The organism is Rhodococcus sp. JCM 9793 (genome assembly GCF_055380405.1).
Genome location: NZ_AP043721.1, coordinates 3,105,845 through 3,126,154, shown reverse-complemented (window position 1 = coordinate 3,126,154; position 20,310 = coordinate 3,105,845). Strand labels below are relative to the sequence as shown.

General features: G+C 66.8%; 19 protein-coding genes and 1 other RNA gene. 7 read left to right on the top strand and 13 right to left on the bottom strand.

The window, feature by feature from the left end; all coding sequences use genetic code 11:
- Positions 1 to 12 precede the first annotated feature (12 nt).
- Complete coding sequence (locus ACZ46K_RS16540) at positions 13 to 924, bottom strand: sulfurtransferase (RefSeq protein ID WP_054806711.1); 912 nt, start codon at positions 922 to 924, stop codon at positions 13 to 15.
- A 97-nt stretch (positions 925 to 1,021) separates the two neighbouring features.
- Here ACZ46K_RS16540 and ACZ46K_RS16535 point away from each other — a divergent pair, with 97 nt between their 5' ends.
- Positions 1,022 to 1,711 carry a GntR family transcriptional regulator gene (locus ACZ46K_RS16535; protein ID WP_054806712.1) on the top strand — a complete coding sequence of 230 codons (690 nt, stop codon included), beginning with the start codon at positions 1,022 to 1,024 and terminating at the stop codon, positions 1,709 to 1,711.
- Between the two features lie 17 nt (positions 1,712 to 1,728).
- Here ACZ46K_RS16535 and ACZ46K_RS16530 read toward each other — a convergent pair whose 3' ends face one another.
- The 3 genes from ACZ46K_RS16530 to ACZ46K_RS16520 form a co-directional block, all read right to left on the bottom strand.
- Complete coding sequence (locus ACZ46K_RS16530; RefSeq protein WP_464743646.1) at positions 1,729 to 4,758, bottom strand: bifunctional [glutamine synthetase] adenylyltransferase/[glutamine synthetase]-adenylyl-L-tyrosine phosphorylase; 3,030 nt, start codon at positions 4,756 to 4,758, stop codon at positions 1,729 to 1,731.
- Between the two features lie 5 nt (positions 4,759 to 4,763).
- Positions 4,764 to 6,101, bottom strand: coding sequence for a glutamine synthetase family protein (locus ACZ46K_RS16525; protein ID WP_464743644.1), 1,338 nt, complete (start codon positions 6,099 to 6,101; stop codon positions 4,764 to 4,766).
- Between the two features lie 84 nt (positions 6,102 to 6,185).
- Entirely contained in the window at positions 6,186 to 7,736 is a 1,551-nt protein-coding gene (locus ACZ46K_RS16520) for an alpha/beta hydrolase (protein WP_464743642.1), read from the bottom strand.
- A gap of 175 nt (positions 7,737 to 7,911) precedes the next feature.
- On the opposite strand from ACZ46K_RS16520, the gene panB reads away from it, so the two are divergent.
- Complete coding sequence (gene panB, locus ACZ46K_RS16515; protein WP_054810282.1) at positions 7,912 to 8,763, top strand: 3-methyl-2-oxobutanoate hydroxymethyltransferase; 852 nt, start codon at positions 7,912 to 7,914, stop codon at positions 8,761 to 8,763.
- A gap of 136 nt (positions 8,764 to 8,899) precedes the next feature.
- Here the strand turns inward: panB and ACZ46K_RS16510 are convergent, their stop codons facing one another.
- Positions 8,900 to 10,174, bottom strand: coding sequence for a hemolysin family protein (locus ACZ46K_RS16510; RefSeq protein ID WP_464743640.1), 1,275 nt, complete (start codon positions 10,172 to 10,174; stop codon positions 8,900 to 8,902).
- A 170-nt stretch (positions 10,175 to 10,344) separates the two neighbouring features.
- On the opposite strand from ACZ46K_RS16510, the gene ACZ46K_RS16505 reads away from it, so the two are divergent.
- A complete protein-coding gene (locus ACZ46K_RS16505) occupies positions 10,345 to 10,764 on the top strand; it encodes a hypothetical protein (RefSeq protein ID WP_464743638.1) in 420 nt (139 codons plus the stop codon).
- A gap of 3 nt (positions 10,765 to 10,767) precedes the next feature.
- The gene (pip, locus tag ACZ46K_RS16500) at positions 10,768 to 11,730 is read left to right on the top strand and encodes a prolyl aminopeptidase (RefSeq protein WP_054807831.1); all 963 of its coding nucleotides are present in this window, start codon (positions 10,768 to 10,770) and stop codon (positions 11,728 to 11,730) included.
- 25 nt (positions 11,731 to 11,755) lie between these two features.
- Here the strand turns inward: pip and ACZ46K_RS16495 are convergent, their stop codons facing one another.
- From ACZ46K_RS16495 to rnpB, 4 genes are all read right to left on the bottom strand, one after another.
- Positions 11,756 to 12,313 (bottom strand): CHAP domain-containing protein, encoded by a 558-nt coding sequence (locus ACZ46K_RS16495; protein WP_054807832.1) that lies wholly within the window; start codon positions 12,311 to 12,313, stop codon positions 11,756 to 11,758.
- Positions 12,314 to 12,357: 44 nt separating this feature from the next.
- Positions 12,358 to 13,776 (bottom strand): RNB domain-containing ribonuclease, encoded by a 1,419-nt coding sequence (locus ACZ46K_RS16490; RefSeq protein ID WP_464743636.1) that lies wholly within the window; start codon positions 13,774 to 13,776, stop codon positions 12,358 to 12,360.
- Between the two features lie 28 nt (positions 13,777 to 13,804).
- Positions 13,805 to 13,984 (bottom strand): hypothetical protein, encoded by a 180-nt coding sequence (locus tag ACZ46K_RS16485; RefSeq protein ID WP_054807486.1) that lies wholly within the window; start codon positions 13,982 to 13,984, stop codon positions 13,805 to 13,807.
- A gap of 243 nt (positions 13,985 to 14,227) precedes the next feature.
- An RNA gene (rnpB, locus tag ACZ46K_RS16480) (RNase P RNA component class A) lies at positions 14,228 to 14,649 on the bottom strand.
- A gap of 57 nt (positions 14,650 to 14,706) precedes the next feature.
- Here rnpB and ACZ46K_RS16475 point away from each other — a divergent pair.
- Positions 14,707 to 15,228: a DUF1697 domain-containing protein gene (locus ACZ46K_RS16475; protein WP_054810842.1), complete on the top strand. Its 522-nt coding sequence runs from the start codon at positions 14,707 to 14,709 to the stop codon at positions 15,226 to 15,228.
- A 10-nt stretch (positions 15,229 to 15,238) separates the two neighbouring features.
- Here the strand turns inward: ACZ46K_RS16475 and ACZ46K_RS16470 are convergent, their stop codons facing one another.
- From ACZ46K_RS16470 to ACZ46K_RS16455, 4 genes are all read right to left on the bottom strand, one after another.
- On the bottom strand, positions 15,239 to 15,715 hold the full coding sequence (locus tag ACZ46K_RS16470) for a hypothetical protein (RefSeq protein ID WP_464743634.1): 477 nt from the start codon (positions 15,713 to 15,715) through the stop codon (positions 15,239 to 15,241).
- Between the two features lie 218 nt (positions 15,716 to 15,933).
- Positions 15,934 to 17,052, bottom strand: a complete 1,119-nt coding sequence (locus ACZ46K_RS16465; RefSeq protein ID WP_464743632.1) for a bifunctional RNase H/acid phosphatase — start codon at positions 17,050 to 17,052, stop codon at positions 15,934 to 15,936.
- Positions 17,010 to 17,747 (bottom strand): zinc ribbon domain-containing protein, encoded by a 738-nt coding sequence (locus ACZ46K_RS16460; RefSeq protein ID WP_054807483.1) that lies wholly within the window; start codon positions 17,745 to 17,747, stop codon positions 17,010 to 17,012. Before ACZ46K_RS16460 ends, ACZ46K_RS16465 begins: the two co-directional genes overlap by 43 nt.
- 93 nt (positions 17,748 to 17,840) lie before the next feature.
- Entirely contained in the window at positions 17,841 to 18,980 is a 1,140-nt protein-coding gene (locus tag ACZ46K_RS16455; protein WP_464743630.1) for a Nif3-like dinuclear metal center hexameric protein, read from the bottom strand.
- Positions 18,981 to 19,073: 93 nt separating this feature from the next.
- Between ACZ46K_RS16455 and ACZ46K_RS16450 the strand changes: the two genes are divergently transcribed.
- Positions 19,074 to 19,793, top strand: a complete 720-nt coding sequence (locus tag ACZ46K_RS16450) for an HAD hydrolase-like protein (protein ID WP_054806942.1) — start codon at positions 19,074 to 19,076, stop codon at positions 19,791 to 19,793.
- Positions 19,790 to 20,290, top strand: a complete 501-nt coding sequence (locus ACZ46K_RS16445) for a low molecular weight protein-tyrosine-phosphatase (protein WP_464743628.1) — start codon at positions 19,790 to 19,792, stop codon at positions 20,288 to 20,290. Before ACZ46K_RS16450 ends, ACZ46K_RS16445 begins: the two co-directional genes overlap by 4 nt.
- Positions 20,291 to 20,310 lie beyond the last annotated feature (20 nt).

The window sequence follows — 20,310 nt, the reverse complement described above, 5'->3', positions numbered from 1 at the left end:
CACTACATCGCGTCATACCCTTCCCCTGTCGTCCGAGATCATCGGCAGCGTCGGGTCCGCGGCCCACTCCGCGAGCGAGCCATCGTAGATCGCGATGTCGTCGTGACCGGTCCGCACCAGAGCGAGCGCGACCAGGCATGCCGACACCCCGCCGCCGCAGTAGACGATGAGGAGTTGCTCTGCCCCGGACACCACGGACTCCGCCAGCGCGACCAGTTCGGTGTGCGGACGCAGAACTCCGGCGCCGAGAAGACTCTTGGCAGGCAAGTTCCGGCTGCCGGGAATACGGCCACGCCTCGCATACCGTGTCGTTGCGGTGCCCGCGAAGTGCTCGGGATCGAGCGCGCAGAGCAGCGTTCCCGATTCCGAACCCGCGCTGACCCCGAGGACGTCGTCGCGGTCGCGCCACAGGCCGTGGTCGGTGACATCCGCCGGCTCGATTGCCGCCGGCGGTGCGGGCTCCTCCGAGGAGAGCGGAAGACCGAGTTCGGTCCAGCGTGCGAGCCCGCCGTCGAGGACCCGCGCGGGAATACCGATGTTGCGCAGCATCCACCACACCCGCGACGCCCAGGTCATCTCGCCGGCGTCGTACACCACGATGTCGGTGCCGGGTCCGACACCGATGCGGGCGAGCTCGGCGGAGAGACGTTCGGGTTCCGGTCGCGTGAAGTGCAGCGGACCGTCCGGCGCACTGAACTCGCCGAGCAGATCGATGTGGACGGCGCCCGGTATGTGCGCTTCCGCCCAGGTGGAGCGCCCGGATTCGGGGCGATAGTCGCCGTCGAACCGCGGTTTCGGAAACGACACGGTGGCATCGAGCACCACGACAGCCGCGAGGTCGCGCGCAAGGTCCTCGGCGGCGACGACTACGTCGTCGCCGCGAGAATCGCGGCCCCGTATCGCCCCCGGCTTCTCCTCGATCATGTCAGCGACGCTAAACGACGAATAACGTATACGCAAGTATCCGGTTGTCGGCGATGGCATAATCTCCGCGTACACCGAACCTGTCGACGGGAGCGAAATGACCGACCGGGGCACCACGGCCGACCTGACCGGCTCATTGCTCGGAGAACTCCCCACCGGACGTGACGATCAGACGTCGAAGCAGTACCTGCGGCTGCGCGCCGACATCCTCGCGGGCAAGTTCCCGAGCGGCGCCGCACTGCACGAGACTCAACTCAGCGAGACCTACGGAGCTTCGCGCACCCCGATCCGGGAAGCCCTGAACTGGCTCGCCCACGACGGACTGCTCGAACGCGCCACCCGGGGATTCAGAGTCCGGTCGGGAACACCCGAGGACGTCATCGAAATCTACGCCGCGCGCGTGGCCCTCGAATCCGAAGCCGCCGGAGCAGCCGCGATCCGCCACACCGAACTCGACCTGGCCCGGCTCGAACAGCTCCATGCCTTCTGCTGCTCGGCCTCCGACGACACAGACGTCCGGTCAGGCAACTTCAGATTCCACGAAGCACTGTGGCAGGCCGCGCACAATGCCACCATCACTGCGCTCCTCATCCGGCTGACCACCCAGCTACGGATCTACGATTCGGGCCCGCCGTCGACCTACGGCGAACCCGATGTACTCAACGACGAACACGACCTCATCCTGACCGCTCTGCGTGCGCGCGACGAGTCGGCCGCCCGCGAGCACATGAGGGCGCATCTCGAACGCAGCCGCGAACTGCGCATCAGAATGTTCGCCGGGGGTTGAGGGTCAGCGCGAATGATTCAGTGCCCGTTCGTTTCCCCACCGAATACCCGCTCGACAACACCCCGCGCACGGCGCGTCACCCGCAAGTAGTTGTCGAGAAATTCCGACGCGTCGTCACTGTTCTCACCCGCTGCACTCGCCACGGCCGCGAGTTGACGTCCCGGCCCCGGAAGCTGATCGCTCGGCTTTCCCCGCACCAGCACGAGCGCGTTGCGCGCGCGGGTCGCGGTGATCCACGCATCCCGAAGCAACTCGACGTCGGCGGCGCTGATGAGCTCGGCCGCACCGATCGCATCGAGTGTCTCCAGAGTCGACGTGTTGCGCAGCGACTCGATCGCATGCGCGTGCTGGAGCTGCAGCAATTGCACGGTCCATTCGACGTCCGAGAGTCCGCCGCGGCCCAGTTTCGTGTGGGTAGCAGGATCTGCACCGCGCGGGAGCCGTTCGGAGTCCATCCGCGCCTTGATGCGGCGGATTTCTCGCACCGCGTCCTGCGTGACCCCGCCTTCCGGGTAGCGCACGCGGTCGACCATGTGGAGGAAACGTAGCCCCAGTTCGGGGTCGCCCGCGACAGAGTGGGCACGCAGTAACGCCTGGACCTCCCACACCTCCGCCCACTGCGCGTAGTACGCCTGGTAGGACTTGAGGGTGCGCACCAGAGCACCGCTGCGCCCCTCGGGGCGCAGGTCGAGATCGACTTCGAGCGGCGGGTCGGTGCTCGGCGCCCCCAGGAGCTTGCGAACCTGCTCGGCGACGGACACCGCCCACTTCACCGCGACAGTCTCGTCGGCGTCGGGAAGCGGTTCGCATACGAACAGCACGTCGGCGTCCGATCCGTAGCCGAGTTCGGCGCCGCCGAGACGGCCCATTCCGATCACGGCGATGCGTGCCGGGGCAGGCCCCTTCGTACTCTCGGATCCCCGGATCACCGCGGCCAATGCCGCTTCCAGGACCGCGGACCATACGGACGAGAGCGCTTCGCACACCTCGGGAACCGAGAGCATCCCGAGGAGATCGGCGCTCGCGATCCGCGCGAGTTCCGCTCGACGCAATGAACGTGCCGCCGCGATCGCCCGCAACGGATCGTCGTAGCGGGACGACGACGTGACGATCGCCTTCCCGACTTCGGCAGGTTTCGGTTCGAGAAGGCGCGGCCCCGTGGAAGCATCAGCGTAGAGCCGGATGACGTCCGGCGACTTGATGAGCAGGTCGGGCACGTACGCCGACGTTCCCAGGACCTTCATCAGGCGTTCCGCGACCGACGGCTCGTCGCGCAGTACCCGCAGGAACCACACCGTGTCGTACAACGCATCGGACAGTCGCCGGTAGGCGAGGAGGCCCCCATCCGGATCGACTGTCTCACCGAGAGATTCGAGCAACTGGGGAAGCAGCAGAGCCTGAATCCTCGCCTTACGGGACGCTCCCCCGGACAGCGCGGTGAGGTGCTCGAGGGCATGCTCGGGTGCTGTGTAGCCGAGCGCCGCGAGCTGCCGAACGGCGGCGTCCGGCGACAAACGCACGGCGTCCTTGTCGAGCCGGGTCACCGATTCGAGCAGTGGACGATAGAACAACCGCGCATGAAGTCGGCGGATGCGCGCCGAGTTGCGTTTGATCTCGGATTGGAGGACGCCGAGCGAATCGTTCCGTCCGTCCGGCCGCATGTGCGCCGCGCGCGCGAGCCAACGCAGGCTCTCGCGGTCGTCCGGAGGGGGGAGGGTGTGTGTGCGCTTGAGTCGCTGCAGTTGCAGGCGGTGTTCGAGCAAGCGGAGGAACTCGTACGACGCGCGAAGGTTCGCGGCATCGTCGCGCCCGACGTATCCGCCGTCGGCGAGCGCGGACAGGGCCTCCACCGTATTGGGCACGCGCAACGATTCGTCGGTACGCCCATGCACCATCTGCAGCAACTGCACCGCAAATTCAACGTCGCGCAGGCTGCCTTTTCCGAGTTTGAGTTCGCGTTCCCGCAGATCCTCGGGGACGAGTTCTTCGACCCGCCGACGCATCGCCTGCACCTCCGGCACAAAGGCTTCGCGCTCCGAGGCCGTCCACACCAACGGACTCAAGGCTTCGATGTAGCGACGACCCAGGTCGAGGTCGCCGGTCATCGGCCTTGCCTTGAGGAGTGCCTGGAACTCCCACGTCTTGGCCCACCGGTTGTAGTAGGCCACATGGGATTCGAGCGTACGCACCAATTCGCCACGTTTCCCCTCGGGACGCAGCGCGGCGTCGACTTCGAAGAACGCCGACGTTCCGATCCGCATCATCTCGCCCGCGATACGGCTGGCCTGCGCATCGGCCGGCTCGGCCACGAAGATCACATCGACATCGCTGACGTAATTGAGTTCGCGCGCACCACATTTACCCATCGCGATGACTGCGATGTCATTGGGGCACGGTCCGTTCGGGACGACGGCGGCGAATGCCACCGCGAGCGCCGCGGTCAACGCGGCGTCGGCGAGGTCGGCGAGCCTCTCCCCCACCTCGAGGTACGGCACGACGGGTTCGTTCTCTACGGTCGCGGCGAGGTCGGCTGCGGCGATGAGCATCAGCTGATCGCGGTACGTCGTCCGCAGCGCCGCGACGGCCTCGGGGCCTGTGATGCCGGCCCGATGGATCAGCCGGTTGGTGCGCCCTCCCGTCTCGGGAACCGACTCGACGCTGTCGAGCATCCGGACCGTGAAGGTGTGTCGGTCGGGTAGTTCGAGAGGTCCGGTGAGCATCCGCCACCGGTCGGGGTGCGCGACGACGTGGTCGCCGAGCGCCGCGGAGGAACCGAACAGTGCGAGCAGTCGCCCCCGCAGGCTCTTGTCACTGCGCAGCGCCGCGTCGAGTTCGGCCCACCCGTCCTCCCCGAGCACGTCGGCGAGGCGGCTCATGGTCCGCAACGCGAGATCGGCGTTGGGAGCCCGGGACAACGCCCACATCAGTTCGATGCTCGCGACGTCCGTCCACCCCAATTGCGCCAGCTCGTCGGCCGCAGTGCGTTCGACGAGCCCTAGTCGGCCGGGACCGGGTACGGCGGAGCGCGCAGACGGCGGCTTCACCATGGCGCCTACAACCCCAGGTACTGCTCGAGCTCGAACGGGGTGACCTGACTCCGGTAGTTCTCCCATTCTCTCCACTTGTTGCGCAGGAAGTAGTCGAACACGTGCTCACCGAGGGTTTCGGCGACCAGTTCCGAATTCTCCATTTCACGCAGCGCGATGTCGAGGTCGGTGGGCAACTCCTTGTACCCCATCGCCCGGCGTTCGGCGGCCGTCAGTGACCACACGTCATCCTCGGCCTCGGGCGCGAGGGTGTAGCCCTTCTCGATGCCGCGTAGACCTGCCGCGACGAGCACCGCAAACGCAAGGTACGGATTGCAGGCAGAGTCCGGGGTCCGGATCTCGACTCGGCGCGACGACGCCTTGTTCGGGGTGTACATCGGAACGCGGACGAGCGCCGACCGATTGGATGGCCCCCAGCACGCAGCGGTGGGGGCTTCACCGCCGTGCACGATGCGCTTGTAGGAGTTGACCCACTGGTTGGTCACCGCGCTGATCTCGGGCGCATGCTCGAGAATGCCGGCGATGAAGGCCTTACCCGTCTCCGAGAGCTGCAACGGATCGTCCGGATCGTGGAATGCATTGGTGTCGCCCTCGAACAGCGACATGTGGGTATGCATCGCCGATCCCGCATACTCCTGGAAGGGCTTGGGCATGAATGTCGCCCGCACGCCCTCCGCCATTGCGATCTCCTTGACCACGTAGCGGAAGGTCATGACATTGTCGGCCATCGACAGCGCGTCGGCGTACCTCAGGTCGATCTCCTGCTGACCGGGCGCAGTCTCGTGATGGCTGAACTCGACGGAGATTCCCATCGATTCGAGTGCGTCGATGGCGTGGCGACGGAAGTGCGGCGCCGAACGGTGGACCGACTGGTCGAAGTAGCCCCCGTCGTCGGCCGGAACCGGCAATGCGCCGGGTTCGCCGTTCTCGACGAGGAAGAACTCGATCTCGGGGTGCACGTAACAGCTGAAGCCCAGATCGCTCGCCTTGTTGAGCTGGCGACGCAGCACGTGCCGCGGGTCGGCCCAGCTCGGGGTGCCGCCCGGCATGGTGATGTCGCAGAACATCCGCGCCGAGTACTGGTGGCCGCGGTCGTCCATCCAGGGCAGGACCTGGAAGGTCGTGGCATCGGGGCGCGCGACCATGTCTGCCTCGGAGATCCGGGAGAAGCCCTCGATGGCCGAACCGTCGAAGCCGATGCCTTCTTCGAAGGCACCCTCGAGTTCGGCCGGGGCGATCGCCACGGATTTCAGGGTCCCGACAACGTCGGTGAACCACAGGCGCACGAACCGAATGTCGCGCTCTTCGAGGGTGCGGAGCACGAACTCCTTCTGGCGATCCATATCGGCGAGCGTAGGCATGATCCGTTAATTCCGTGTTACATCGGCTGTTCCCGTTCGTGGCGTGTCGGTCACACCGGCGCCGGGTCAGCAGTGCGGGTCGGTCTCGGGCATCTCGAGATCGATGAAGTACCTGGTCACAACGTCGTCGACACAGGGGTTTCCATCCAGCACCACGGTGTGCTGGTTTCCGTCGAAGCTCACCAGCGCGCCCCCGAGCTGACGAGCCAGATCCACCCCGGCCTGGTACGGGGTGGCGGGATCACCGGTCGTCGAGACCACGAGTATCGGAGCGAGCCCCGGCACGTCGGGGGTGTGCGGTTCCCCGGTTGCCGGAACGGGCCAGAATGCGCACACGTCGAGGGGAGCCTCCCCGGTTCCGCGTCCGTCGTCGAGGAACGGGGCCGCCTGCCGGAAACGCATGTCGAGTTCACCGGCGACGGCGCGGTCGGTGACCGGCTGATCGTCGACGCATCGGACGGCGTTGAACGCATCGTTGATGTTGCTGTAGGAGCCGTCGTCCTCCCGCCCCTCGTACAGGTCCGCGAGTCGGAGCAGGGTGTCGCCGTTGCCGTCGGCGAGAGAGGTCAGGCCACCACGCAGCGACCCCCAGAGTGCCGACGAGTAGAGGCCCTGTTGCACTCCGGTGATCGCGTCGCGGTAGCTCAGGCCGCGCGGATCGCTGGTGCGGGCGGGCGCCGCGATCAGCGGTTCGAGGAGCTGATGGAACCGGGCCGACGCCTGCGTAGGGTTGTTGCCCAGCGGGCAGTCGCTGCGGCCGGCACAGTCCGCAGCGAACTCGTCGAAAGCCTTCTGGAATCCTTCGGCCTGCAGCACGATCTCGTCGACCGGGTCCTGCTCGGGGTCGATGGCGCCGTCGAGGACCATCGCGCGCACCCGGTCCGGGAAGGTTTCCGCGTAGACGGTGCCGAGCCTGGTTCCGTACGAGTATCCGAGAAAGTTCAGGGAATCGTCGCCGAGCACACCTCGGATGACATCCATGTCACGCACCACATCTGCTGTGCCGACGTGCGCAAGCAGCTCCTCGCCGGTGCGTTCGGCGCACAGCTGGGCGTATTCGCGGTTGCGCTTCTCGGAAGCTTCGATCCCTTCCGGACTGCGGTCTCCGTCGTCGACGGCGCGATCGGCATCGGTCTCCGCGGCGGTGAGGCAACGAACCTGAGGTTCGGACGAACCGATACCGCGCGGATCGAATCCGACGATGTCGAATTGCCCGGTCAGATCGGTACCCGCCGCGGCGAGCACGGTGGACAGTCCCGATGCCCCCGGCCCGCCTGGGTTGACCAGGACCGATCCGATCCGATCGCCGTCCGCCTCGATCCGGGACACCGCGAGTGTCACCGTCGGCCCATCCGGGTCGTCGTAGTCGAGAGGCACCGAGATCCGGCCGCACTGTGCGCCGCTCCGTGCGAGAACCGGGCCGTCGACACCGTAACCGCCGCAGTCCTCCCATTCGACGCCCTGGTTGTAGAACTCCGTCAGCTCCTCGGGCACTGCAACTGTGGACGGCGATTGCTCCTCGGTCGCGGTGCCGGCGCATCCCGCCAGTACCAGAGCGCCCACAGCGACGAGGACAGCGAACAGTCGACGAGAGCGCACTCGCGCAGAAACCAGCACCTGTGGATGGTGCCATGTCCACCACTCGGTACTGGTTGTGTGACCGCCGGGCAGTCGTATGTGACCAACCACACCGCCTCGAGGCCTTAGCGGCGGACGAGCCCGGTGGCACACTGAGACTGTCATCACCCGCCCGGGGACCCGTACAAGGGCCTCGAGGAAGAAAGAGACAATGATGTCGGAAAATGTGACGTCCGTGTACGGTGGCGGCTCCGCCCCGGCAGACACCCCCAAGCGCAAGACGCGAATCCACCATCTGCAGGCAATGAAGGCCGAAGGCGCCCGCTGGGCAGAGCTGACCGCGTACGACTACTCCACCGCCCGCATCTTCGAAGAGGCCGGGATCCCGGTGCTCCTCGTCGGCGACTCGGCCGCCAACGTGGTCTACGGCTACGACACCACGGTTCCGGTGACCGTCGACGAGCTGCTCCCACTGGTCCGCGGTGTCGTCCGCGGCGCTCCGCATGCCCTCGTGATCGCCGACCTGCCGTTCGGCACCTACGAGGCGTCCGCCGAGCAGGCCCTCGCCACCGCGATCCGGTTCATGAAGGAAGGTGGCGCGCACGCCGTCAAGCTCGAGGGCGGCGAACGCATCGCACCCCAGATCGCTGCTCTCACCGCTGCCGGCATCCCTGTGCAGGCACACATCGGCTTCACCCCGCAATCCGTCAACACTCTCGGCGGGTTCCGGGTGCAGGGCCGAGGCGACGGCGCCGAGCAGCTCATCGCCGACGCCATCGCAGTCCAGGAGGCCGGTGCCTTCTCCGTCGTGATGGAGATGGTTCCCGCCGAGATCGCCGGCCAGGTCACGCGCAAGCTGACCATTCCCACCGTCGGCATCGGCGCCGGCAACGAATGCGACGCGCAGGTCCTCGTCTGGCAGGACATGGCCGGATACACGAGCGGCAAGACCGCGAAGTTCGTCAAGAAGTTCGGAACCGTCGGCGACGAGTTGCGCAATGCCGCAGCGCAGTACGCGTCGGAGGTGGCCGGGGGAAGCTTCCCCGGCCCCGAGCATTCCTTCTGAGGTCCCTCGCCTGGCACAGGTGCTGAAGAGACCCCACACGGATAAGTGCAGGCACGTGAATATGCCCTGGCACGCGCTCGGGTCGAGTGAGACCCTCACTCGACCCGAGGCGTCGCCCACACCGTCATGATCGGTGTCACACTTCGTCGTTCTTCTCGTCGTCGACCATGACCAGCCGAACACTCGCGACCCGGCGGCCGTCCAGCGCATCGACGATCAGCCGATGGCGGCCGACGACGACGCTGTCCCCCACGACCGGAAGATGCTGCAAGCGTTCCTGCACGAACCCCGCGACCGTCTCGTAGTCTCCGTCCGGTAGTACGACCCCGGTCTCCGCTGAGAAGTCCTCGACGATCATCAAACCGTCGACACACCCCACATCCGAGTTCGACTCCCTCCCCGCGTTCCGATCACCGATCTCACCGATGATCTCCTCGACGATGTCTTCGAGGGTGACGATCCCGGCCGTACCGCCGTACTCGTCGACGACGACCGCGAACTGCTGGTCGCCGAGCCGCAGATCGTGCAGCACCGTCAACGCAGGGATGGTCATCGGCAGGTGCAACACTTCGTGGCACACGTCGCGGACCGTCGCGTCGGGATCGGCGAGAATCAGATCGCGGACGTGGACGACCCCGACGACGTCGTCGAGTGAGCGTCCCGTCACCGGGTACCGGATGTGCCCACCGTGCAGCGCGTCGTCACGCACGTCGGCAATCCGAGCCGACGCCTCGAGAAAGTGCACCTCGGTGCGCGGCAACATCACCTCGGCCAGCGACCGTTCCACAGCGTCGAACACCTCCGACAGCAGCATCCGTTCCTGCTCCGGAATCGCTGTCTGGTGGACCATGTCCCGAAGGTCGTCGTGGGTGACCTCCTCACCCCGGGCGGCAGGGTCTCCGCCGAGGGCCCGCACAACCAGATCCGTGGACACGGACAACAACCGGATCACCGGACGCATCACGAACGCGAACTTGTCGAGGACGGGCCCGGCCAGGAGTGCCACACTCGTGGCGCGCTGGAGGGCGATCCGCTTCGGCACGAGTTCACCGAGTACCAGCGACAGGTATGAGATCACGAGCGTGGTGACGATGAGCGCGATCGCCGAGGCCGCACCGTTCTGCAGTCCCCAACCGTCGAGGAGCGGCTCCAGTCCAGGTGCGATCGCCGACGCACCGTATGCCGCGGAGAAGAAACCTGCGACAGTGACACCGATCTGCACGGCCGACATGTATCGGTTCGGATCCCGCGCAAGCGCACCGACCCGGGCCGCCCGCCCCCCTCGCCGTTCGAGCGCCCGGATCCGGCCGGCGTTGAGTGACACCAACGCGATCTCGGTTGCCGCAAACACTCCACCCAGCAAGATGAACGTGAGGACGAGTGCGGAATTGCCGAAGACGGATGCAGTCATGATCCGATTCCGTCCAGTCGGCAAAGCAGTGCGAGATCGGCCATGTCACCAGACTCCTCGACGGTCGGACACGATGCCCCCAGCTTAGAAGGGCGCTCATCGGCGTTTCAGGATTCGATGGCACACTCGACGGCGACCAACGACCACCGAACCGCGAGGTGCGCTCCCCCATGACCCGATTCCGACGCGTCCCTGTCGCTGCTGCCGCAGCCGCAGCCATGATCGGCCTGCTCGGCGCGTGCGCCCCCGGAACCACCTCGGATCCGACGCCGCCGAACACCCCGGCGCCGCCGGCATCCGAACCCGCGCAAGCACCCGGCGGTGTCACCGAGGCCCAGGCCGCCGACCTGTGCACCCGCATCGAGGGCCAACTTCAGAGCTGGCGCACGTACACGCCGTCCGTCGGGAAGGGCGGCCTGAACATCCTCGTCGGCGAATGGGGTGCGGCAAACGGAATCGACCTGATCGCGCTGGCCGGGGATCGCGCGCGCGTGGACACCATCACCTCCGAGCAGTGCTCGCAGGTGCGCGACGAGACGTTATCCGCCCTGCAGATTCCCGATCTCGCGTCTGCTCTCGTCGGGTTCTAGACGATGCCCGAACGTCGCGAGCCCTATCCTCCGATCGAACCGTACGACCACGGTTTCCTCCCTGTCGGTGACGATCAGCAGGTGTATTGGGAGGTCAGCGGAAACCCGGACGGCAAGCCTGTCGTGTTCCTGCACGGCGGGCCGGGCGGCGGTACGTCTCCGCAGCAGCGCCGGTTCTTCGATCCTGAGGCCTACCGCATCGTGATGTTCGACCAGCGGGGGTGCGGTCGGTCGCGACCGCATGTCGCCGACGGAGCCGACTTGTCGGTCAACACGACCGACCATCTGCTCGCCGACATCGAACAGTTGCGCGTATTCCTGAACATCGAGCGGTGGATGGTGTTCGGCGGATCGTGGGGGTCGACACTCGCCCTGGCCTACGCGCAACGTCACCGCGACCGTGTCAGCGAATTGGTGCTGCGTGGCATCTTCCTGTTGCGCCGCAGCGAGATCGATTGGTACTACAACGGTGGTGCCGGGGCAGTGTTCCCGGATCTGTGGGAAGGGTTCCTCGCACCGCTGGCCGGCGCCGACCCCGGGGAACATCCCGTCGACACCTATCACCGGTTGCTGCACTCTCCCGACCCGGACGTCGCGTTGCGTGCAGCGGTCGCGTGGTCGACGTGGGAGGGCGGAACTAGTTCGCTGCTACCGCAGCCCGACCACATCGCCGACACCGCGGAGCCCCGGTTCGCACTCGCCTTCGCGCGGATCGAGAACCACTATTTCTACCATCGCGGTTTCCTCGACGAAGGGCAGTTGCTGCGGGATGCATATCTCCTGCATGGCATTCCGGGCGTGATCGTGCAAGGTCGCTACGATGTGGTGTGCCCCGCTACCAGCGCGTGGGATCTCCACCGCGCCTGGCCCGACTCGGAGTTGCACATCGTCGACGACGCCGGACACTCCGCGCACGAACCCGGCATCACTCATCATCTGGTGGAAGCGACCGACCGGTTCCGGTGACACCGCGTCGATTGATGACACCGCGTCAGTGTGGGAGCCGGCCGAATCCCACCACCGCCGAGTCGTCCGACCACTCGAGCGTGTGGACGCGGATTCGGCCGAATTCGTTGCCACCCACGGTGATCGCCTCGTCACCGTCGACCGCGACGACGATGTTGGTGTGCTGCCCGAATCCGGCGGTGTTCTCGTACAGGACGACGTCGCCCACCTCGGGCCGGTAGCCGGACTCCACCGATTCGAAGCGATCGTGCTGGTCGTAGTACTCCTGCAGCGTGTACACACCCGGGATCCGCCAATACCCGGAGTGTGGATTCGACAGTGGCATACCGGCTTCCCGCATGATCCAGCTGACGAAGTCGGCGCACCACTGCTCTTCCACACCCTCCGAGTAGAAGGTGCCGGGCCGCTGAGTACGGTGTTCGTCCTCGAGTAGGTGCACGACCGTCGCCTGCTCCGCCGACAGCGCGGCAGTGTCGACGGCGGGGAACGACGCGGTGTCCCAGGGCAGGTATCTACTCGGCGCCCACCACCACACGACGGCGACGAGCATCAGCACTACCGCGGTCAGCGCACCGGCGACCATGGTCGCCACTCGCCGGCCGCGACCCGCACTCCGGGTCTCGGTACTCATGCCGGTGCCGGCTCGTAGGCGAATTCAACCTTCCGAGCAGCAATGTCCGCTCCGATGAGCCGGACGGTGACGCGCGCCCCTTCCTGCGGCTGACCAGCGCACGGAGCAATGACGGTCTCGGAGGCCACGAACACCTCCGCCTCGCGCCTGCCGGTGGCGTCCCTGAGCACGGTTGCCTCGAATTGCTGTCCGACCCGAGGCGAGAGCACGACGGCCTCGGTCAGGTCGATGCACGCGCGCCCGATCTTGCCCGACACCGAGTCGGACGAGGACATGATCTTCGGCAGGTCCGGCAGGATGTCGCGGACGTGCGACGGAATCGCGGTGCCGGCCGACACCGCGAGGCACACCTCGGTCGTGTACCTGTCCGACAGGCGACGCAGCGGCGCGGTCACGTGCGCGTAGGGCGCACCGATCGCACCGTGCAGGCTCAGTTCGGGAAGCTCACCGTCGAACGCCGCATACGAGGCACCGCGCAGCAAGGTCGGCGCTTCGCTCATGAGCACGAGCGTCGACGGCTCGTTCGCGTCGAGTCCTGCAAGGAACGCGCCTACCTGCAAGCCCTCGGGCCACGGCACACCCAGGGCAGTCGCCGTGCGCCGCAATGCCGCGACGGCCTCCTCGTCCGCAGGCGGCAATGTCCGCAGCAGGCCCACCTTCGCGCCGAGCATGAGTTCGGCCGCACACATTCCGGTGAGTAGCGAAACCTGTGAGTTCCAGTCGTCGGCGCCCGTGCGGGGCTGCACGGCCAGGGCCCACCCGTCGCCGTGGGGGGTCACGTCCTGCTCGGGCAGACGCAACTCGATGGCCCCTCGTTCGAGTGCTGCCTCCGCGCGCAGCCGCCCGAACTCGGGTAGCGCGGCGATCGACGGGTGCAGAGTGCCGGTATCAGCGCCGCGCTGCACGCCCGCGTAGTCGAGTCGTGCGACAGACCGGACCAGCGCACGTCGCACCGTCACTGCGATGGGTTCGGCGCGGTCGTCCGTCTCGATCCGCCACAGCACCGCGGGTCGGACGACGTCGGGGAGCAGGCTCGCCGCGTCCTCCGACAGGTCCCGCGGGTGTAGTGGAACGGACCCGTCGGGAAAGTAGAACGTCTGCCCCCGGCGATGGGTTTCCCTTTCGAGTGCCCCGCGGGGTTCGACGACGGCGTACACGTCGGCGATCGCGTAGTGCAGGACGAAGCCGTCCGCCGTGCGATCGAGGTGGAGGGCCTGGTCCAGGTCCATGGAGCCCGGAGGATCGATGGTCACCAGGGGCAGGACGGTGTGGTCCTCGCGGTCGCTACCGAACCGGTCCGTGAACGCATGGGCTTCTGCGAGTGCATCCGCCGGGTATCCGCCGTCGAGCCCGAATTCGGAGCGTACGGATGCAAAGTCGATCGCCGGAGCGACGACGAAAGGTGCTGTCACCACTGGTTCGGTTCTCCGCCGTGCGGACGCGTCAGTTGTTCCACTCGTCGTCGGCCTTGTCTGCGGCCTTGGTTCGCTCGGCAGCAATCTGCAGGGCTCGCTCGGCGGTGTCCTTGTCGGGGTACGGCCCCATTCGATTGAGGGCACCGGGATCCTTGCCCTGGCTGACCTTGCCTGTGCTCACGTCGTAGTACCAACCCTCGTCGCTCATGGTTCAAGTGTGCCCGAACAAGGTCGACTTTTTGCCGCTACGCGAGGTCCGGCGTGGCTGGTACCGTCGGCCCGGCACCACAGACCGTCATCAATGAGGAGCCGAACACATGTCGTACATTCTCTTCGACGCCCTTCTTCCGTACATCGGGCCGGAGGCCGCCTCGCACTGGGCACATCTGCTGGTCGTCGGACCACTGTGATCGACAGATAGACCTACCGGGTGGACGGCAGTAGGACAGAGCGGACGAGCCGGCCTGTAAGCCGGATCCTGTCCCCCGTCGAGACGGGGTGACGACCATCCATCTGGACACACCGTTGCCGGGTGCCTCGAGCGGTCCACCCGCAGGCTCGGGCGAGCAGCCCTCGAACACCTGCGCAGCCGCACCGGTTCCCGGAAGGGAATCGGTGCGGCCTTCGACCTTGCTCCGGGCGGGGTTTACCAAGCCACCCCGGTCACCCGGGGTGCTGGTGCGCTCTTACCGCACCGTTTCACCCTCACCTGCCCCGAAGGGCAGGCAGTCTGTTCTCTGTGGCACTGTCCCGCGAGTCACCTCGGGTTGCCGTTAGCAACCGCCCTGCTCTGTGGAGTCCGGACTTTCCTCGATTCAGGGCCTGGCACCGTTCGGTGCCGGTTCCCTGCTCCGCGGTCGCCCGGCCGACTCATCCGCTCGAACAGAGTAGCGCTCCGGATGTCACCGGCGCGAACTACCGTCTTCGAGCATGACTCGATACGTGGCGCTGCTGCGCGGAATCAATGTCGGCGGCGTCAGGATCAAGATGGCCGATCTCGCCGCACTGTTCACCGACCTCGGACTTCGCAATGTCCGGACGGTCCTTGCCTCGGGGAATGTGTTGTTCGACGCAGACGCCAACGCTACCGAGCTGAAAGCGCGGCTCGAGCACGCACTGTCCGACGCTTTCGGGTACGACGCATATGTGTTCGTCCATCCGCAGTCGTATCTGTCGGCAGTGGCCGATGCCTACCCGTTCGACGAGGACGTCGACGGCCGGCACTCGTATGCCGTGTTCGTCGCAGACGACTCGGTGATCGGCGAGCTTGCAGACGTCGCCGACACACTCGATCCGGCGGTCGAGCAGATCGCCGTCGGCGACGGCGTCGTCTACTGGCAAGTCGAGAAGGGCGAGACGATCGGCAGCATCTTCAGCAAGAAGATCGGCGCGTCTCGATTCAAGGCGGTGACCACCAACCGCAATCTGCGGACGTTGCGCAAACTGGTGTGACCTACTGCCCCTAGCGGTAGTACCGCCGGTGTGCATGCCATTGGTGCATGTGGTGTGCGTACGGCTGCTGAGCGGGCGGCGCGACCCAGGGCTGCTGTGCGGCGGGACGATAGTACGGAATCGGCTGCGGGAGCGGTGTCGACTCGGTCGGGAATCCGTAGATTCCCCGAGGGTCACCGTTGAGGTACGCCTGATGCTGCGCATCGGCGCGGGCCACGATGGCCGCTTCCTCGCGCCGACGCTCGTCGCGGGAACGACGACGAGTACCCACCCCGACCACAGCGAGGACGAGCACGAGCAACACCGCAGCGACCGCCGGTTCCTCCTGAGCGAACCCGACCAGCCACAGCACACCGAGAGTGGTGAGAATCGGATGGCGCCTCCACCAGGGCCGCCGATCCACGACGAAATCCGGGGCGGGTGGAACTCCGAGCGGCGAGAGGCCGGAAGGAGGGGTCGCATACGCGTGAACCCGGTAGCCGCCCATCGCTGTACCTCCTGCTCGCGTGATGAACCCATTTTGGCAGAACGCGTGGGCTGCCCGCCACAACGACGTCGTCACGCGCGGGACCGAGAACTCCCCGAAGAAGTATTTTCGGAATCTGTGTAACGAGCGGAGCGCGGACCCGATAGACCTGATGAGTGGCCGCGCAGGCACACCCCCGACATGTCTGCGCGGCCACTTTTCGTGTGTGGGTCGGCTGCCTACAGGTACGACGTGTCGTTGACCAGGCGCACAGACGACCCACCGTCCGGGTAGAACTCGGCGATGCTCAACGACGCCAGATCCAGATGCAGGCGGTAGAGCAACGACGGGCCGGAATCCAGTGCGAACTGCAGCAGCGTCTTGATCGGTGTCACGTGCGAGACCACGAGCACGTTCGAGCCCGGATATTCAGCGGTCAGGTCGTCCCGGACACCCGCGATACGCGTACGCACGTCGTCGAAGCTCTCACCGCCGGGCGGCCGCACCGACGTGTCGCCGAGCCATCGTTTGTGCAGGTCGACATCGCGCCCGGCCGCTTCCTGGAAGGTGAGACCCTCCCAGTCGCCGAAGTCGGTCTCGATCAGACCGTCGTGGACTGTGACCGGAAGATTCAATGCGCCGGCAGCCGCGGCCGCGGTGTCCCGTGCCCGGTCGAGCGGCGACGACACCACCGCGGCAAGCCCACCGCGCTTCGCCAACATCTGTGCAGCTGCGGCAGCCTGGCCGCGACCCAGCTCTGTGAGTTCGGGATTTCCGCGCCCCGAATAGCGACGCTCGACCGACAGCGGGGTCTGGCCATGACGCAGGAGCAGCATCCGTGTCGGAGTGCCGGTCGCAGCGTTCCAACCGGGCGCCTTCGGTGCCTCGGTCGCGGGTGTCTCCATCTTCGGTGTCGCGGCCGCGTCCATCGCTTCGTTCGCAAGCCTGTCGGCGTAGCCGTTCTCCGCGCGCGGCACCCACGTGTAGTTCACCCGCGAAAACTTCGACGCCAACGCCCTCGCCTGCGTCGCGAGCGGAATCATGTCGGGGTGCTTGACCTTCCAGCGTCCCGACATCTGCTCGACGACAAGCTTCGAATCCATCCGGACATCGACCTCGTCGGCACCGATCTCGGCCGCTGCTGCCAGCCCCGCGATCAATCCCCGGTACTCGGCCACGTTGTTGGTGGCACGGCCGATGCTCGCATTACGTTCGGCAAGCACCGCTCGGTGATCTGAGTCGAATACGACCGCACCGTACCCGGCAGGCCCCGGATTCCCGCGAGAACCGCCGTCGGCCTCGACGACGACCCGACTCACAGACCCGATTCCTTGGTACGAACCATGATCGCGTTGCATTCCGGGCAGTGGACCACCACGTCGGCCGGCGCGGCCGCGATGCGGGCGATCTCGCCGCGGTCCAGCTCGATGCGGCACGCGCCGCACCGACGAGCCTGCAACAGTGCCGCGCCGATACCCGACCGCTCACGCTGCTTCTCGTAGACCGCCACCAGCTCGACGGGCAACGCCGCAATCAAGGTTTCGCGGTCACTTCGACAGCGGCCTTCGGCAACCTCGATGTCGGCGACAGCCTCGTCCCGGGCGCGGGTCGCGTCGCCGAGCTGGTCGTCGATCTGTGACACCTGTGCGCCGGCGTGATCATGATCGGCCTTCGACGCCTCGCGCCGCTCCATGACGTCGAGCTGGTCGTCCTCGAGGGCCGACTGTCGCCGCTCGAGGCTTCCGAGTTCATGCTGCAGCTCGGTGAGCTGCTTCGAGCCGATGGTGCCTCCCTCGAGCAACGCGCGGTCGCGCTGTGCACGCTGGCGCACAGCGTCGATCTCACCCTCGATCTTGCGGATGTCACGGTCGAGATCATCGAGCACGATCTCGACGGCAACTGCCGCGTCCTTCCGGGACGCCCGCTCGGCCTGGAGCCGGTCCACCTCCTGCTGTTCCGGCAGGGTGCGGCGACGGTGCGCGAGACGGTTGAGCTCGTTGTCCACTGAGGCGATGGAAAGGAGCTTTGCCTGCACTGCGGGTTCGACGTTCACTCGGGTGGTTCCTGCTTTCGGGTTCTCGACTCGGGAGAGGCCGCGACGACGGCCCTGGTCGCGACCGGACCGCGACGACGGTCTCGTAGCTGATTACCGTACCGCGCGGGCCGCCGTCGTCCAGGGATCGGTCCGCAGGTCGGTGACGCGGGACTCCCAACCATCGTGATCGCCGAATGCTTCGTCGAGGATCGCGCTCGCCTGCGCGCACCACGGTTGTTCGCTCGCCCAATGTGCGACGTCGACGAGCGCCGGACCACCGGCCCGCAGATGTTCGTCTGCGGGGTGATGCCTCAGGTCGGCCGTCACATACGCATCGACTCCCAGAGCCGAGACCTTTCCGAGGAACGAGTCGCCCGATCCGCCGCACACCGCCACCGTCCGGATCGGGCGGTCGGGGTCGCCCGCGCCACGCACACCCCACTCCGTGGGCGGCAGCGCCGCCGCGACCGTCTCGGTGAATTCGCGCAGAGTCTGTGGGTGAGGCAACTCCCCCACGCGGCCGAGTCCGCGGTTGCTCGGCAGCTCGGCGAGCTCGAATACGTCGAATGCCGGTTCCTCGTAGGGGTGAGCGCTGCGCAGCGCCGCCAGCACCGTGGCGCGGGCGCGGCGAGGAGCGATCACCTCGATGCGGTCCTCGGCGACCTGCTCGAGTTCCCCGACCGCACCGATCGCCGGGTCGGCGCCGTCGACGGGACGGAACTGTCCTGTCCCCGACGCCGTCCAGCAGCACTCGCGATAGTTGCCCAGTGCACCTGCTCCGGCGTCGAACAGCGCGGCACGCACAGTGCTGGATGCCTCGCTCGGCACCATCACCACCCACTTGTCGGCGGCCTGTTCAGGCTTCGGATCGATCGGCCGCAACCCGGTCAGGCCCAGAGCCTGCGCCAACGCGTCGGATACGCCAGGATCGGCGCGATCGGCGTTGGTGTGCGCGGTGAACAGTGCGCAGCCACCCCGGATCAGCCGGTGGATGAGAGCACCCTTGGGGGTATGCGCGCCGACGGTATCGACACCGCGGAGCAACAGTGGGTGGTGTACGAGCAGCAGGTCGGCGCCCCACTCGAGGGCCTGATCGACGACAGCGGCGGTAGCGTCGACAGCGAGCAGCACCTTGCGGACCGGGTCGCCGGGATCACCCGTGACCAGGCCCACCGAATCCCACGACTCCGCCAATGACGGCGGATACGCCGTGTCGAGTACCTCGATCACCTCACGAAGGGTGGCCGTCACGAATCCTCCTGACCTCGGTCCTGCTGCACAGTGTCCTGCTGTCCGCCGACGACCCTACGCTGCGGGTCTTCGAGAACCGGGGACAATGGCCGGGTGACTCTCCTCGCCGATCCGCACCCACTGTTGCTGCCCTCCCCGGTCGTGTTGTTCGACCTCGACGGCACCCTGACCGATTCCGCGACGGGCGTGATCAACGGTTTCCTCCATGCCGCCCGGACCGTCGGTTTCACCGTTCCCGACGGGAACCTCGAGTGGCTGCTCGGACCCCCGATGCGCGACACATTGCGCTCGTTCGGCCTCGGCGAAGAGAAGATCGAGCAGGGATTGGCGGCGTATCGCGAGTACTACACAGACACAGGATGGTCCGAGAATGCCCTGTTCGATGGCGTCGGAGCCATGCTCGCGGCCGTCCACGGCTCCGGTAGCCGGCTTGCGGTGGCGACCTCGAAGAACGAATCCGCTGCCGTGCGGATCCTCGAACATTTCGGGGTCGCGCACCACTTCGAGTTCATCGGCGGGGCGAGCGAGGACGGCGTCCGGCGCGCGAAAGCCGACGTGGTCGCCCACAGTCTCGCTGCGCTCGGTATCGAAGCCGTCGACGCCGCGCAGGGCGGAACCTCCGATGTCGTGATGGTCGGCGACCGCGAACACGACATCCACGGAGCCGGCCGGTTCGGGATCCCCACGATGTTCGTCGAGTGGGGCTACGGCACCGACTCCGAAGGCGCCGCTGCAGCGAAGACCGTCGCCGCCGTCGCCGACCTGCAGCACCTCCTGACCGGCGGACTTCGACATGGGCGGACTGCGACATGACCGACACAGGCGTGGACATGCCTGAAACAGAGGTGACCCGCACGGTGCACGTGACATTCGTGTGCACCGGCAACATCTGCCGCTCGCCGATGGCAGAGAAGATCTTTGTCGAGCATCTGCGACGAGAAGGTCTCGACGACCGCGTTCGGGTGAGCAGCGCGGGCACCCACGGCTGGCACATCGGCTGCGACGCCGACCCTCGCACCGACGCGGTCCTGCAGAAGTACGGATACCCGACGGGGCACCGCGCCGCGAAGCTCGGAGACGACCATCTGTCCGCCGACCTGGTGGTCGCGCTCGCGACCGGCCACGACCGCGCACTCGCAGTGCTCGGTGTCCCGAACGAGCGTCGAGTGTTACTGCGCAGCTTCGATCCGGACGCCGACGACGACTCGGTTCCCGACCCGTATTACGGCGGATCGGCCGCATTCGAGCAGGTACGGGAGCAGATCGAAGCGTGCGTGCCCGGCCTGCTCGACTGGGTGCGACAACAGTGAGATACACATCACGGTCTACC